The 14424-nt window shown below is 66.4% G+C and carries 13 protein-coding genes; 7 read left to right on the top strand and 6 right to left on the bottom strand.

Annotated features, from left to right (window positions below; translation table 11 throughout):
• Nucleotides 1–82 precede the first annotated feature (82 nt).
• Entirely contained in the window at nucleotides 83–1735 is a 1653-nt protein-coding gene (locus BS38_RS0114580; protein ID WP_028271485.1) for an MDR family MFS transporter, read from the top strand.
• 319 nt (nucleotides 1736–2054) lie between these two features.
• Nucleotides 2055–3494, top strand: coding sequence for a sugar porter family MFS transporter (locus BS38_RS0114575; RefSeq protein ID WP_028271484.1), 1440 nt, complete (start codon nucleotides 2055–2057; stop codon nucleotides 3492–3494).
• Nucleotides 3495–3605: 111 nt separating this feature from the next.
• On the opposite strand, the gene BS38_RS0114570 is transcribed toward BS38_RS0114575, so the two are convergent.
• The 6 genes from BS38_RS0114570 to BS38_RS0114545 form a co-directional block, all read right to left on the bottom strand.
• The gene (locus tag BS38_RS0114570; RefSeq protein ID WP_028271483.1) at nucleotides 3606–4832 is read right to left on the bottom strand and encodes an MFS transporter; all 1227 of its coding nucleotides are present in this window, start codon (nucleotides 4830–4832) and stop codon (nucleotides 3606–3608) included.
• A gap of 25 nt (nucleotides 4833–4857) precedes the next feature.
• On the bottom strand, nucleotides 4858–5307 hold the full coding sequence (locus BS38_RS0114565) for a MarR family winged helix-turn-helix transcriptional regulator (RefSeq protein WP_028271482.1): 450 nt from the start codon (nucleotides 5305–5307) through the stop codon (nucleotides 4858–4860).
• A 56-nt stretch (nucleotides 5308–5363) separates the two neighbouring features.
• Nucleotides 5364–5897: a GNAT family N-acetyltransferase gene (locus tag BS38_RS0114560; RefSeq protein ID WP_442853348.1), complete on the bottom strand. Its 534-nt coding sequence runs from the start codon at nucleotides 5895–5897 to the stop codon at nucleotides 5364–5366.
• A gap of 203 nt (nucleotides 5898–6100) precedes the next feature.
• A complete protein-coding gene (locus tag BS38_RS0114555) occupies nucleotides 6101–7255 on the bottom strand; it encodes a mannitol-1-phosphate 5-dehydrogenase (RefSeq protein WP_028271480.1) in 1155 nt (384 codons plus the stop codon).
• A complete protein-coding gene (locus tag BS38_RS0114550) occupies nucleotides 7255–9216 on the bottom strand; it encodes a PTS mannitol transporter subunit IICBA (protein ID WP_028271479.1) in 1962 nt (653 codons plus the stop codon). The genes BS38_RS0114555 and BS38_RS0114550 overlap by 1 nt, the downstream gene beginning before the upstream one ends.
• A gap of 58 nt (nucleotides 9217–9274) precedes the next feature.
• Nucleotides 9275–10000 (bottom strand): TetR/AcrR family transcriptional regulator, encoded by a 726-nt coding sequence (locus BS38_RS0114545; protein ID WP_028271478.1) that lies wholly within the window; start codon nucleotides 9998–10000, stop codon nucleotides 9275–9277.
• Between the two features lie 163 nt (nucleotides 10001–10163).
• Between BS38_RS0114545 and ptsP the strand changes: the two genes are divergently transcribed.
• The 5 genes from ptsP (at nucleotide 10164) to BS38_RS0114520 (ending at nucleotide 14419) form a co-directional block, all read left to right on the top strand.
• Complete coding sequence (gene ptsP, locus BS38_RS0114540; protein ID WP_028271477.1) at nucleotides 10164–11849, top strand: phosphoenolpyruvate--protein phosphotransferase; 1686 nt, start codon at nucleotides 10164–10166, stop codon at nucleotides 11847–11849.
• 37 nt (nucleotides 11850–11886) lie between these two features.
• Nucleotides 11887–12165 carry an HPr family phosphocarrier protein gene (locus tag BS38_RS0114535; RefSeq protein ID WP_028271476.1) on the top strand — a complete coding sequence of 93 codons (279 nt, stop codon included), beginning with the start codon at nucleotides 11887–11889 and terminating at the stop codon, nucleotides 12163–12165.
• A 61-nt stretch (nucleotides 12166–12226) separates the two neighbouring features.
• Nucleotides 12227–12622, top strand: a complete 396-nt coding sequence (locus BS38_RS0114530) for a helix-turn-helix domain-containing protein (RefSeq protein WP_028271475.1) — start codon at nucleotides 12227–12229, stop codon at nucleotides 12620–12622.
• A 98-nt stretch (nucleotides 12623–12720) separates the two neighbouring features.
• Nucleotides 12721–12924: a hypothetical protein gene (locus BS38_RS0114525; protein ID WP_028271474.1), complete on the top strand. Its 204-nt coding sequence runs from the start codon at nucleotides 12721–12723 to the stop codon at nucleotides 12922–12924.
• Between the two features lie 202 nt (nucleotides 12925–13126).
• Nucleotides 13127–14419 (top strand): FAD-binding protein, encoded by a 1293-nt coding sequence (locus BS38_RS0114520; RefSeq protein ID WP_231511254.1) that lies wholly within the window; start codon nucleotides 13127–13129, stop codon nucleotides 14417–14419.
• The last annotated feature ends 5 nt before the right edge of the window (nucleotides 14420–14424 follow it).

Below are 14424 nucleotides of genomic sequence, written 5' to 3'. Positions count from 1 at the left end.
GCAGGGGAACAAATCTCAAAGTAAGATAGTTACTGAAAGCAACTATCAAGCTTGATTCCCTTTTCTTTGTAATGGAGCAGTCATGTCCAAAACCGCCGCCGGGCCCGTAGCCGGGGACGTCCTGACGAAGCGTCAGACCATCACAGTGATGGTGGGTCTCATGCTCGGCATGTTCCTTTCCTCGCTGGACCAGACCATCGTGTCCACGTCGATCTACACCATCGCCAACGACCTCGACGGGCTCTCCCTGCAGGCGTGGGCCACCACCGCGTACCTCATCACCTCCACGGTGAGCACCCCGCTGTACGGCAAACTCAGCGACATCTTCGGACGAAGGCCGCTCTACCTCGCCGCGATCGTGATCTTCCTGGCCGGCTCCCTGTATGCGGGCTCCGTGCACTCCATGACCGAACTGGCCATCGCCCGCGGCATCCAGGGCATGGGCGCCGGCGGCCTGCTGGCCCTCGCACTGACCATCATCGGGGACATCGTGGCCCTGAAGGACCGGGCCAAGTTCCAGGGCTACTTCATGTCCGTCTTCGGCATCTCCTCCGTCCTCGGCCCCGTGGTGGGCGGCGCGTTCGCCGGCTCGGAGTCCATCCTGGGCTTCGACGGCTGGCGCTGGGTGTTCTTCATCAACCTGCCCATCGGCCTCGCCGCACTGGCGGTCGTGTTCCTTTACCTGCATCTGCCCGCCAAGCACGTCAAGCAGAAGATCGACTACTGGGGCGCCGCAGCCATTACGCTGGCCATCGTTCCACTGCTCCTGGTGGCCGAGCAGGGCCGCAGCTGGGGCTGGACCTCGGCGGCTTCCCTCCTCTGCATCGGGCTGGGCGTCGTCGGCATCATCGCGTTCCTGCTGGCTGAGAAGCGCGCCGGCGACTACGCCCTGATCCCGCTCCGCCTGTTCCGCAACCTCACATTCGGTCTGTCTTCGCTGCTGAACTTCATCATCGGCATCGGCATGTTCGGCGCCATCGCGATGCTCCCGATGTACCTCCAGCTGGTCAAAGGCCTCACCCCCACCGAGGCCGGCCTCATGATGATCACCTTCACGGTGGGCATCCTCACCGGTTCCATCACCGCCGGCCGGACCATCTCGGCGTCGGGCACCTTCCGGATCTTCCCGATCATGGGGACGGCCGTCCTGACCGCCGCCGCCGTCGTGATGGGCTTCTCGCTGGGCGTGGACACCGGGCTCTGGGTTCCGGGCGTCATCGCGGTGTTCTTCGGCCTGGGCCTGGGCTTCTGCATGCAGCCGCTCACGCTGGCCATGCAGGTCTCCGTCCCGGCGAAGGACATGGGCGTGGGCACCTCCTCGGCCGCGTTCTTCCGGTCCATGGGCGGCGCAGTGGGCACCGCAGTGTTCATCTCCATGCTGTTCAGCCTGGCCGCGGACAAGATCGCCACGGGCATGAAGGACGCCATGCAGAACGCCGACTACCTGAAGGTCCTCAAGGACCCCGCCGTGGCCGCCGACCCAGCCAACGCCAAGCTCTACGAGTTCTTCCAGAACGGCGCCACCAACGATTCCCTCAACGACACCAGCTGGCTGCACACGGCCAATCCCGTGCTCACCCGCCCCATCACCGAGGGCTTCGCGCAGTCGATCGACGCCGTGATGCTCACCGCCGCAGTGCTCACCGGTATTGCCTTCCTGATCAGCTTCGCCCTGCCGAACAAGAAGCTGACGGACCCGAAGGCCGTCTCCAAGGAGTCGGTACCGGCGCACTAGGCCACCCGTTCGCGCGAACGTCACGGCAGGCAGCCTTTCGGGCTGCCTGCCGTTTCGATTCCGCGGAAGTCCGGGACGGCCGTCGGCCACGGCCGGTAGAAACCTGCACAGCGTGACGCCGCGGATGAGGCCCCCAGCCAGGCCGGAGACGACGACGGCGGGAGCGCCGCCGTCGTCGTCCCTCCTTCCCTAAGTGGAACCTCACAGCGTGAAGTGGCACACTGTTTAGCGCGTGTGCGCCGGCCAACAGGGCCGGTTCCGTGGTCAACGATGTCCGCACAGCCAAAAACCCAACGCGTCAAAAGCCCAAGGGAGATCCATGTCCACATCCAGCACTGAAGGCCGCCCTGGCGTTCCCCGCAAGGTGATCGGCCTCGCAATCGCGGGAGCAGTGGGAGGGTTCCTCTTCGGCTTCGATTCCTCCGTCGTCAACGGCGCCGTAGATGCCATCAAGGGCGAATTCGCCCTCAGTGAGGCCGTCACCGGCTTTGCCGTGGCCGTCGCCCTCCTGGGCTGCGCCGCCGGCGCCTACCTGGCAGGCAAGGTGGCCGACAAGTACGGCCGCATTCCCGCCATGAAGCTCGGCGCCGTCCTGTTCCTGGTGAGCGCCGCCGGCACCGGCTTCGCGTTCGGCGTCTGGGACCTGATCTTCTGGCGCCTGGTGGGCGGGCTCGGCATCGGCCTGGCCTCGGTCATTGCCCCGGCGTACATTTCCGAGATCTCGCCCCGGCACGTCCGCGGCCGGCTCGCCTCGCTCCAGCAGCTCGCCATCACCACGGGTATTTTTGCCGCCCTGCTCTCCGACGCCCTGTTTGCCAACACGGCAGGCGGCGCGGACCAGCCGCTGTGGCTCGGCATCGACGCCTGGCGGTGGATGTTCCTCGCCGGCGCCGTGCCCGCCGTCGTGTACGGCTGGATCGCGTACACCCTGCCGGAATCCCCGCGCTTCCTGGTGTTCAAGGGCAAGGAGGACGAGGCCCGCAAGGTGTTCCAGACCATTGCCCCCTCCGAGGACACCGACCGCCACATCCGCGAAATCCAGTCCGCCATCGAGGAAGACAAGCTCGCAGGCCAGAAGGGCTCGCTCCGCGGCAAGGTGTTCGGCCTGCAGGCCGTGGTGTGGATCGGCATCACGCTGTCCGTACTCCAGCAGTTCGTCGGCATCAACGTGATCTTCTACTACTCCACCACGCTGTGGAAGGCCGTGGGCTTCCAGGAGAAGGACTCGCTCACCATCTCCGTGGCCACGTCCGTCACCAACATCCTGGTCACGCTGGTGGCCATCGCACTGGTGGACCGCATCGGCCGGCGCCCCATCCTGCTGGCCGGTTCGGTGGGCATGGCGGTTTCGCTGGGCGCCATGGCCCTGGCCTTCGCCTCGGCCACCGGCTCGGGCGAGGAGATTTCGCTGCCCGGCGCCTGGGGTCCGGTTGCCCTGGTGGCCGCGAACGTCTTTGTGATCAGCTTCGGCGCTTCCTGGGGCCCGCTGGTGTGGGTGCTGCTGGGCGAGATCTTCCCGTCCCGGATCCGCGCCCGCGCCCTGGGCCTTGCCGCGGCTGCCCAGTGGATTGCCAACTTCGCCATCACGCTGAGCTTCCCCGTGATGGCGGCAGGTTCGCTGCCGCTCACGTACGCCCTGTACGCGCTGTTCGCGGCGGCGTCGTTCTTCTTTGTGATGTTCAAGGTGCCGGAGACCAACGGCATGTCCCTGGAACAGGCGGAAACGCTGTTCGTGCCGAAGGGGACCGTCAAGGTCTAGCCGACGCTCTCAGCACCCCGCGCGAGCGGACAGATAAGGCCCATGCTCTTCGCGAGCATGGGCCTTATTCATCTCCGGGACCTTCTCCGGGACTGTCTCCGGGGGTCCGCCTTAGACCACGTGGGGTTCGTGGGCTGCCAGGTATCGCCGCCCGCCGAAGGCAACGGCGATGGCCGCCACCATGGCCAGCGCCCCGGCGAAGAACGGAACCTGCGGGCCGAAGTGCTCACCTAGCTGGGCCGCGGCGAAGGGTGCCAGGGCGCCGCCCATCCAGCGCACGAAGTTGTACCCGGCAGACGCCACCGGCCGCGGTGAATCCGAAACGCCCATGGCCAGTTCCGTGTAGACAGTGTTGTTGATGCCCAGCAGCGCCCCGGAAACAACCACCAGGACGACGACGGCAGGCACCGAGTGCCCGGCTGCCAGCCCCAGCCCGGCCAGGTCAAGCATGAGAACGGCCAGGGTGCCCATCAGCACCTTTGTGGCCCCGAAACGGTTCTGCAGGACGGGGGCCACAAAGACGGAGAACACCGCGACGGCCACACCCCAGCCGAAGAACACCCCGCCGATTCCGTAGGCGTCCATGCCGAGGATGAACGGCGTGAAAGCCAGGATGGTGAAGAAGCCGTAGTTGTAGAACAGGCCGCTGGCCGCCGTCGTGCGCAGTCCCTTGTGGCCCAGGGCCAGCAGCGGGTCGCGGAGCCGGACCTTCCGCTCCGGGAGCGGGGTTTTGGGCAGCAGGGCGATGAGCGCGATGAAGGCTGCGGCCATGAGCACCGCGGTCCCGAAGAACGGGGCACGCCATTGCCAGCCGCCCAGCAGGGCGCCGAGCAGCGGGCCGAGGGAGATGCCCAACCCCAGTGCCGCCTCGTAGAGGATGATGGCCGTCCCCGCGCCGCCGCTCGCGACGCCCACAATGACGGCGAGCGCCGTGGCCACGAACAGCGCGTTGCCCAGGCCCCAGCCAGCGCGGAAGCCGATCAGTTCACCCACGCTGCCGGACAGTCCGGACAGGGAGGCGAAGACCACGATCACGGCGAGGCCGATGAGCAGGCTCTTCTTGCCGCCGATCCGGGAGGACACAAAGCCGGTGATCAGCATGGCCAGGGCAGTAACCAGGAAATAGCTCGTGAACAGGAGCGAGACCTGGCTGGGCGTGGCGTCCAGGTTCTTGGCGATCGCCGGGAGAATCGGATCCACCAGGCCGATGCCCATGAAGGCGAACACGGCAGCGAGCGCCGTGGCCCATACCGCCTTTGGCTGCTTGATCAGGGAGGCCTTTTCAGCCTCGAGGGTTTCTTCCACTGCCGGCCGCGTGGCGGCGAGCTGGCCTTCCATGAAGGGTTCTCCTAAGTCTGGGATTCTAGTTCTGAACGGTGCTGTTGATTTTTTCGATCACCGGCAGTGCCGCGGCCAGTGCCTGACGTTCGCTGTCGCTGAGGGCCACCAGGATTTTCGCCATCACGGCATTGCGCCGCTCGTTTGCGGAGTCGACGGCGGCCCGGCCTTCCGCCGTCAGCACAACGCGCACGGCGCGGGAGTCGTCGGGGTCGGGATCGCGCCGCACAAGGTCTGCTTTTTCCAGCTTGATGATCTGCTCGGTGGCGCTGGGCACCTTGACGCCAAGGTTCCGGGCAATCTCACCCACGCGGACGCCGTCGTGAAGCAGCATCTTCAGCGTGCTGAGCTGTGCGGCGCTGAGTTCACCCTCGTTATCGAGGCGGCGGACCAGGTAGACGCTGTGCCTGAGGGCCTCGCGGAAGTCCTGGGCGAGGTTCTGCAGGGAGGCCGGCGGTAGTTCAACATCACTCATAGTTAGGTAGCCTAATAGTTAGGGCGCCTAATAGTCAAGAAGTCGGGCTCACGGGATTAGAGGGTGAGTTTCATGCCCTCGTGGCTGGCCGCAAAGCCCAGGCGTTCGTAGAAGCGGTGGGCGTCCTTGCGTGACTTGTCGGTGGTGAGCTGCATCAGGGCGCAACCCCGGCGGCGGGACTCCTCCGCGGCCCACTGCACCATGGCCGCTCCGATCCCGAGGCCACGCAGCCGCGCCGACACCCGGACGGCTTCGAGCTGGCTGCGCCAGGCGCCGCGGCGGGAGAGGCCCGGGATGAAGCTCAGCTGGAACGTGGCGACAACCGCCCCGGCCGGTTCCCCCGACTCCCCCGTCTCCAGGAGCTCGCCGACGACGAGAAGGTGGGCCGGATCGCCGTCGATCGCCTCGAAGGCACGCTCGTACGGCGCCATTTCCGAACTGTCCTCGCGCGTTGCACCCAGCTGGTCGTCGGCCAGGAGGTCCAGGATGTCGGGAAGGTCGGCCCGGGTGGCGTGGCGGAGGCGGAAGGTCCCGCCGTCCACGTCGAGGGTGAGCAGGGCGGACGGGTCATGTTGCGCTGAAGTCACCAGCCCAGCCTGCCACAGCCAACGCTCTCTCACTTCCTGTCCCCAAATCCCCAACGCTCTCTCACCTTTCGCGCGGAAACCACAAACGCTCTCTCACCTGATGAACTGGGGTGAGAGAGCGCCTGCGTAAACCGGACCGGATCTGAGAGAGGGTCGCCGAAAAACCGACGGAAAGTGAGAGAGCGTCGGGCTCTGGGAAGTGCGCGCTAGACCTTGGCCTCCGCTTTGACTTCTTCCACCAGTGCCTCCACAGCCGCGAAGAGCGGGTGCTCGGCGGTCAGGCCGGTCACCTTTTCCGTGGCCTCCGCAGCCGTGGACGATGCCACGATCTGCGCCAGCTCGGCTGCTTCGGCGTCCGCGGGGTCGTTGAAGCGCAGGGCCGCCGCAATGGCTCCCAGCAGCGCCTCGGGCACGATTCCGCGTTCGGCCAGCTCCGCCGCCGGGCCGATGAACCGCTCGTGCCGGCTGAGCTTGCGCAGCGGCGCCCGCCCCACCCGGTTCACGGTATCCGGCAGGTGCGGGTTGGTGAAGCGGCCCAGGATCTTCTCGACGTAGGCTTCCTGCTCCTCGCGGTTAAAGCCGTGCTTGTGGATCAGCAGCTCCTTGGTCTCGTCCAGGACGGCACGCACATCGGCGGCGACATCCTGGTCCGCCATGGCCTCGGAGATCTTGCCGAGCCCAGCCTCGAACCCGAAGTAGGCGGCCGAGGCGTGGCCGGTGTTCACGGTGAACAGCTTCCGCTCGATGTACGGCTCCAGGTTGTCCACAAACGTGGCACCCGGAATGACCGGCGCATTGTCCCCGAAGGGCGTGCGGTCGATGACCCACTCGTAGAACGTCTCCACCGTGACATCCAGGCCGTTGCCCGGCTCCTGGTTGGGGACGATCCGGTCAACGGCCGTGTTGGCAAACACGGCCGCGGCCTCGAGCGGTCCCGCGGCGGCGTCCCACTGAGCCGCCACTTCGTCCCGCAGGATGTCGGTGGCATTGATCGCGTTCTCGCACGCCATCACCTGCAGCGGAGCCAGCCCCGCCGCCCTGGCAGCAATGCCCTTGGCGATCACCGGCGCCACGAACTTCAGGATGTGCGGCCCCACCGCGGTGGTGACCACGTCCGCCGTCGCGATTTCCGCCACGACGTCCGCCTCCTGGGTTCCGGAGTTGAGCGCCCGAAAGTTGTCCACGGTACGGACAGTGGGGTTCTCCCCCACTTCGTGGACGTCATAGCTGTCCGCGGCGGCGAGCTGCGAGATCAGTTCCTCCGCGACGTCGGCGAACACGAGCTCGTAGCCTGCCTGGTGCAGCAGCAGCCCCACGAAGCCCCGGCCGATGTTCCCGGCCCCAAAATGAACTGCCTTCACTATGCGTTGACCTTTCCGAAGAGTTCCAGCACTTCGTCCACCGTGGTGGCCGCCTCAAGCTGGGCCACCTGGGCCTTGTTGGTGAAGACCTTGGCGATGGAGGACAGGATCTGCAGGTGCTCGTTGTTGATGCCGGCGACGCCCACTACGAACTTGACCTCCTTGCCGTTCCAGTCGATGCCGTTCGGGTAACGGATCACGGACACAGCGGATTTCATGATGTGGTCCTTGGCGGCGTTGGTGCCGTGCGGAATGGCCAGGAAGCTGCCCATGTAGGTGGACACGGATTCCTCGCGTTCGTGCATGGCATCGATGTAGCCGCTGTCCACGGCGCCGCGGTTCAGCAGGAGCCTGCCCGCTTCGTCGATGGCGCCGTCACGGGTGGTGGCCGTGCCGTTGAGGATCACGCTGTCTGCCACCAGGATGTCCGACGGCGGTGCGGCCTCAGGTGCGGCCTCAGCAGTTGCCGGGGCGGCAGCAGCGGCGGCAGGGGCAGCCGACCTTTCGGTGTTGCTGCTCTTGACCAGCTCCACGATCTCGTCATACCGCGGGCTGTTCATGAAGTTGTCGACGGACACGTGTACGGCACTGGCCGTGGCGGGCTTGGCCCGTTCGGTCAGGTCCTGGTGCGTGATCACAACATCGTAGGTGTCGCTCAGGTTGGCGATGGCGGAGTTGGTGACCTTGACGTCGGGGAAGCCGGCCGCCTTGATCTTGTTCCGCAGCACCGAGGCGCCCATGGCGCTGGAGCCCATGCCGGCGTCGCAGGCAAACACAATGTTCTTGATGGGACCTGCCATAACGGCGGTGGTTGCTCCCGCGCCGGTCAGGGTGGAGGAGACGGAGCTCTTCTTGCCCTTCATGGCTTCCATCCGGGAGGTGGCGGCGCTGAGGCTGTCCTCCTCGGTTTCACCCACGGGGGTCTTGCTGGACTTCAGGATCACCGAGGCGATCAGGAAGGACACCGTGGCGGCGAGCAGCACGGACAGTGCCACCCCGAAGTAGCTGTCGCTGGCGGTCGCGGCGAAGACGGCGATGATGCTGCCCGGGGCTGCCGGGGAGCGCAGGCCGGCGCCGGTGAGCACCAGGGTGAAAATGCCGGTCATGCCGCCGCCGATTGCGGCGAGGATGATGATGGGCTTCATCAGCACGAACGGGAAGTAGATTTCGTGGATACCGCCGACGAACTGGATCAGGGCAGCACCGGGGGCTGACGCCTTGGCCAGGCCCTTGCCGAAAATCATGTAGGCCAGCAGGATGCCCACGCCGGGGCCGGGGTTGGCTTCGAGCAGGAACAGGATGGACTTGCCGTTTTGCAGGGCCTGTTCCGTGCCGAGGGGTGTCAGGATCCCGTGGTTGACGGCGTTGTTCAGGAACAGCACCTTGGCGGGTTCGATGAAGATGCTGGTGAACGGCAACAGGCCGTTGGTGACGAGCCATTCGACGACGGCACTGGCGCCGTTGCTGAAAGTCTTCACCACCGGGCCGATCACCAGCATGCCGAAGATGGCCATGAGGGCGGCCACGATGCCGGCAGTGAAGTTGTCAATCAGCATCTCGAAGCCCGGCTTGACCCGGCCTTCCCAGACCTTGTCCAGCTTCTTCATGATCCAGGCGGTCAGCGGTCCCATGATCATGGCGCCGATGAACATGGGGATGTCCGTACCGACAATCACGCCCATGGTTGCGGCCGCGCCGACGACGCCGCCACGCACGCCGTGGACCATCCGTCCGCCGGTGTAGCCGATCAGGAGCGGCAGGAGGAAGGTGATCATTGGCCCGACGAGCTTGGCCAGTTCTTCATTGGGAGTGAAGCCGGCCGGAATGAAGAAGGCCGTGACGATGCCCCAGGCGATGAAGGCGCCGATGTTCGGCATGATCATTCCGGACAGGAACGTCCCGAATTTCTGGACGCCAACCCGCAGGCTGGTGCGGGGTTTTGCAACTGTCTCTGTTGCCATGTGATTTCCTAACCGTGATTCCTGCTGCACCGCAGGATGGTCCGATATTTTCGACGACTTAGCTGGAGGAACTGGTGGAGATCCGGTGGAGCCATTCGAGAAAGAGCTTGAGTTCCGAGCTGGAGAGCTGGTCCGAGTGCGACGCCTGGAGCGCGGCGTTCAGGGCGATTGCTGCCACCACGACCGACGACTTTCCGGAGTCTTCCGGGGTGCCGCTGGCCTGTTCCGCGGACACCGCAAAAATCATGGCGTCCCGGGTCATGGTGGATAGTTCAAGGTTCCGGTCCGCGGCAGGCTCCGCGATCAGCATGAGCGTCACGCCCACGTTCGCCGCCAGGATGCTCCTGGCCGCCTCACGCGGCTGGACGTTCAGCTGCCCCGCCACCGCAGCCTTGTTCAGCATTTCCTCCATGAGGGCCTCGGCATCGGCGACGATGGCCGGACGGCTCTCAGGGCGAATGTTGCCAAACATGACCAGGTAGAGTTCCGGCTGGTTCAGCCCGAACTGGACATGGTTGTCCCACATCCGCCGGATATCTTCCAGCGGCTGGCCGGACGGCGCGAAATCGCGTTCACCGGCCACGTACTCTTCGAACCCCGCCGCGACGACGGCGTCAAACAGCCCTTCCTTGTCACCGAAGTGGTGGTAGAGCGTCGGCGCCGAGACTCCTGCCAGCTGCGTGATCTGGCGGGTTGAAACGGCCGCGCCCGCCGATTTGGCCAGCAGCTCGGCGGCCGCACGCAGCAGCCGAACTTTGGGCGGAAGCTGGCCATCGAAACTCATAACCGCTACCCTAGCACCTATAGCAACGCTATATGAAGTGCATCACATACAATTTTTTCAGGCACCGCAAACGCCGTCGGACGTAGCCGTTGCGACGGTCCGGGCAACCGCCCGGGCAGACGAACGGCGGGGCCTGCTTACCGGCAGAGAATGAGGACCTTCAGTGCAGAACTTCCCAGGAGTAGGCGTCAGCCCCGGCCGCATCATCGGCACCATCCGCCAAATGCCCAAGCCCATCAGTGAACCGCCGGCGGGCGAGCAACTGCCCGCCGGAGTCACGGCCGAGGACGCCACTGCCGCCCTCAAGACGGCATCGCAGGCCGTGCATGACGAGCTGAAGGCACGCGCCGCCCACGCCACGGGCGACGGCAAGGCCGTCCTGGAGGCCACGGCACTGATGGCCAAGGACACCATGCTGATCAAGGGCGCGGCCAAACTGGTTGCCCGCGGCGTCTCGAGTGAGCGCGCCATCTGGGAGTCCGGCTCCTCCGTTTCTGAAATGCTCCACAACCTGGGCGGCTACATGGCCGAGCGCGCCACCGACGTCCTGGACGTGCGCGCCCGGATCGTCGCCGAGCTGCGCGGCGTCCCCGCACCCGGCATCCCCGCCTCCAACACGCCGTTCGTCCTGGTGGCCGAAGACCTGGCGCCGGCCGACACCGCCACCCTGGACCCGAACAAGGTCCTGGCTCTCGTCACGGCGGGCGGCGGACCCCAGTCCCACACGGCCATCATCGCCCGCTCCCTTGGCCTGCCGGCCGTTGTGGCGGCAGTCGGTGTGGACCAGCTCCCGGACGGAATGGAGGTCTATGTGGACGGCGCGGCCGGAACCATCACGGCCGAGCCCGACGATTCCCTGCGTGCCGCAGCAGAAGCCTGGGCGGCCACAGCTTCCCTGCTCGCCGAATTCAGCGGAACGGGCGCGACGGCGGACGGGCACCTGGTGCCCCTCCTCGCCAACGTCGGCGGCGGCAAGGATGCCGAAGCGGCAGCCAAACTCGGCGCGCAGGGCGTAGGGCTCTTCCGCACCGAATTCTGCTTCCTGGAACGGGACACCGAGCCCTCCGTGGAAGAGCAGGCCGCGGCCTACAAGAGCGTCTTCGATGCCTTCCCGGGCAAGAAGGTTGTGCTGCGGACGCTCGATGCCGGCGCCGACAAGCCGCTGCCCTTCCTGACCGACTCCACTGAGCCCAACCCCGCCCTGGGCGTCCGCGGCTACCGCACGGACTTCACCACGCCCGGCGTCCTGGACCGTCAGCTGGAAGCCATCGCGCTGGCCGAGAAGCAGTCCGAGGCGGACGTGTGGGTCATGGCCCCGATGATCTCCACGGCGGAAGAAGCCGCGCGCTTCGCCTCCATGTGCGCCGACGCCGGGATCAAGACCCCCGGCGTAATGGTGGAGGTCCCCTCGGCCGCCCTGACCGCCGAATCCATCCTGCGCGAGGTGGGCTTCGCCAGCCTCGGCACCAACGACCTCACGCAGTACGCCATGGCCGCCGACCGGCAGCTCGGCCCGCTGGCCGCGCTGAACACCCCCTGGCAGCCCGCCGTGCTGCGCCTTGTTGGCCTCACTGTGGAAGGCTCGCGCGCCGAGGGCCACAACAAACCCGTGGGCGTCTGCGGCGAAGCGGCAGCGGATCCCGCCCTCGCCGTCGTGCTGACGGGACTGGGTGTCACCACACTGTCCATGACCGCACGCTCGCTGGCGGCTGTGGCCGCCGTGCTCAAGACCGTCACACTGGCCGAAGCGCAGGACCTGGCCAAACTGGCGCTGTCCGCACCGAGTGCCACCGAAGCCCGGGCCTGGGTGCGCGAAAAGCTGCCCGTCCTCAACGAACTCGGCCTCTAACGGCCGCCGCCCACTCATAACCCTTTCAGGAGAAGCAATGCCCGAACGTACCGCAACCATCGCCAGCCGATCCGGCCTGCACGCCCGCCCGGCCGCACTTTTTGCCGAGGCGGCCGGCAATGCCGGCGTTGACGTCACCATTTCCATGCAGGGCGAGCCGGCGGACGAGGCCCTCGACGCCGCCAGCATCCTTTCGCTCATGACGCTGGGGGCGGCCAAGGGGGACGTCGTGGTACTCCGGGCCGACGGCGACGGCGCGGACCAGGCGCTGGATTCCTTGGTCGCGCTCCTGGAGACGGACCTCGACGCCGAATAGCGCCGCCGGTTTCCGGATCACAGGACAAGGCCGGGTCGCGCGGGGGCGCTAGGATTTCCGCATGGCACTGATTGCTCCCCGCGTGACCGCCGGGCTCCCCGGCGATGAAGCCTTGAAGCTGAAGCACGCCCTTAACGACAGTCACGACATCACGGTGTTTGTGGACGGCACGGTCCACCGGCTGCCGCCCCAGGCACGGGACGCCGTCGTGGACCTCCTGAGCCGCTTCAGCCGCGGCGAAGCCGTCACGGTCAGCAGCGTTGAGGAAATGCTGACCACTTCCCAGGCCGCTGAACTCGCCGGGATTTCGCACACGTACCTTCGCAATATGACGGACCGCGGGGAAATTCCCGTGGAGTACCGCGGCACGCACCGGCGGATCAGGCTGGCGGCCGTCATGGAATGGCTGGAAACGCAGAAGAAGGCCAAGGCGGCCGGCCCCGACGAGCGGGTTTGATGTAGCGCCGGACGCAATTTGTGAAGCAGTGATAAGGATCAAGCAACGATCCCCGTTCTTCGCCAAAACGCCGTAAAGGCCGGGGTTACCCTTTATTCGTGGGTAAGTTCAGAGGGTGGCATATTGTGGCGGGATTCGCCGCGATGCTGCTGACTGCCGCCCTCGGACGGGTCATGGGACTGAACGACACGGCCGCGTTTACGGCGAGCTGCGTGGCCTTCGTCGCGGTCTCCAAGGGCCTGGAAAGCCATCTAGCCCGGCGCCGCCGCGAAGCTGCCGAGCGCGACGGCGGCTCGTCATAGCCGGGCGCAATCGCCAGCGTCCGCCCCGGATCCCGGCCTACGTCTGAACGGCGGAATGCCATTGACACGTGGCGGACCCGGTCAGCAGAATTGTTAGCGATAACACAACCGCCGGTGGACGTTGGTCCGGCGCGAAAGGGATGCGATGCGCACTGAGGCCACCGAACTGCCCGGACTGGACAGCCACCCGGTCAGCTCCAGCATGACCCGCGGGGCCGTGCCGGAACTGAATTGGGCCGGCAATTACCGCTACACCGCGGCTGCCATCCACCGCCCACGCACTCTCGAGGAAGTCCAGGAAGTGGTGGCCGGCGCCTCGAAGATCCGCGCACTCGGCTCCCGGCACTCCTTCAACGACATCGCCGACTCCCCCGGCTCCCTTATCTCGCTGGAGGACCTGGACCCGGGCATCCGCATCGACGCCGCCGCACGCACCGTCACGGTATCCGGCGGGACCCGCTACGGCACGCTCGCGGAAAAGCTGGAGACCAACGGCTTTGCGCTGCCCAACCTCGCCTCCCTTCCGCACATCTCCGTGGCCGGCGCCATCGCGACCGCCACCCACGGTTCCGGGGATGCCAACGGAAACCTGGCAACCTCCGTGGCGGGGCTGGAAATCGTGGCAGCGGACGGAACCGTCCACCATCTCAGCCGGGGCGGCTCGCCCGACTTTGACGGCGCCGTCGTGGGCCTCGGCGCGCTGGGCGTGGTCACCAAGGTGACCCTGGACATCGAACCCACCTTTATGGTCCGGCAGGACGTCTTTGAAGCACTTCCGTGGGAGATGGTGCTGGAGGATTTCGACGCCGCCACCTCCAGCGCGTACAGCGTCAGCCTGTTTACGGACTGGAGCGGTGACGCCCTCGCCCAGTCCTGGCTGAAGAGCCGCGTGCCGGGCGCCGACGCTGCCGGCTCCGGCCTGCCGGCGTACCGCGGCGGGACGTTCTTCGGCGGCACCCGTGCCACGGTTGCCAGGCACCCCCTGCCCGGAGTTTCGGCCGAAAACTGCACCGGGCAGCTCGGAGTCCCCGGGCCGTGGTCGGAGCGCCTGGCCCACTTCCGGATGGCGTTCACGCCAAGCAGTGGCGAGGAACTCCAGAGCGAGTTCTTCGTCCGCCGCGAGGACGCCGTGGCCGCCATTGCGGAACTGCGCGCCCTCTCGGACCGGATCACGCCGTTGCTGCTCGTGTCGGAAATCCGCACCGTGGCAGCAGACCGGCTCTGGCTCAGCACGGCGTACGGCCAGGATTCGGTGGGATTCCACTTCACCTGGAAGCAGCGGCAGGCCGAAGTGGAGGAGCTGCTCCCGGTGATGGAGGAGGCACTTGCGCCATTCAGCGCCCGCCCGCACTGGGGCAAGCTGTTCCATGCGGGCGCCGACTCGCTCGCAGGACTCTACCCGCGCTTCGCCGACTTCAAGGACCTTGCCGAACGGATGGACCCGGAGCATAAATTCCGCAACGACTTCCTGGCCCGGAAGGTCTTCGGCGAGTAGGGACC

The organism is Arthrobacter sp. UNC362MFTsu5.1 (assembly GCF_000685965.1).
Classification (GTDB): domain Bacteria; phylum Actinomycetota; class Actinomycetes; order Actinomycetales; family Micrococcaceae; genus Arthrobacter.
The sequence above is the reverse complement of the archived record's forward strand: the minus strand, read 5'-3'. Positions and strand labels throughout refer to the sequence as shown.

Coding starts and splice junctions, on each gene's coding strand:
- BS38_RS0114580 (WP_028271485.1), top strand. CDS start 83: ATGTCCAAAACCGCCGCCGGGCCCGTAGCCGGGGACGTCCTGACGAAG.
- BS38_RS0114575 (WP_028271484.1), top strand. CDS start 2,055: ATGTCCACATCCAGCACTGAAGGCCGCCCTGGCGTTCCCCGCAAGGTG.
- BS38_RS0114570 (WP_028271483.1), bottom strand. CDS start 4,832: ATGGAAGGCCAGCTCGCCGCCACGCGGCCGGCAGTGGAAGAAACCCTC.
- BS38_RS0114565 (WP_028271482.1), bottom strand. CDS start 5,307: ATGAGTGATGTTGAACTACCGCCGGCCTCCCTGCAGAACCTCGCCCAG.
- BS38_RS0114550 (WP_028271479.1), bottom strand. CDS start 9,216: ATGGCAACAGAGACAGTTGCAAAACCCCGCACCAGCCTGCGGGTTGGC.
- BS38_RS0114545 (WP_028271478.1), bottom strand. CDS start 10,000: ATGAGTTTCGATGGCCAGCTTCCGCCCAAAGTTCGGCTGCTGCGTGCG.
- BS38_RS0114535 (WP_028271476.1), top strand. CDS start 11,887: ATGCCCGAACGTACCGCAACCATCGCCAGCCGATCCGGCCTGCACGCC.
- BS38_RS0114530 (WP_028271475.1), top strand. CDS start 12,227: ATGGCACTGATTGCTCCCCGCGTGACCGCCGGGCTCCCCGGCGATGAA.
- BS38_RS0114520 (WP_231511254.1), top strand. CDS start 13,127: ATGACCCGCGGGGCCGTGCCGGAACTGAATTGGGCCGGCAATTACCGC.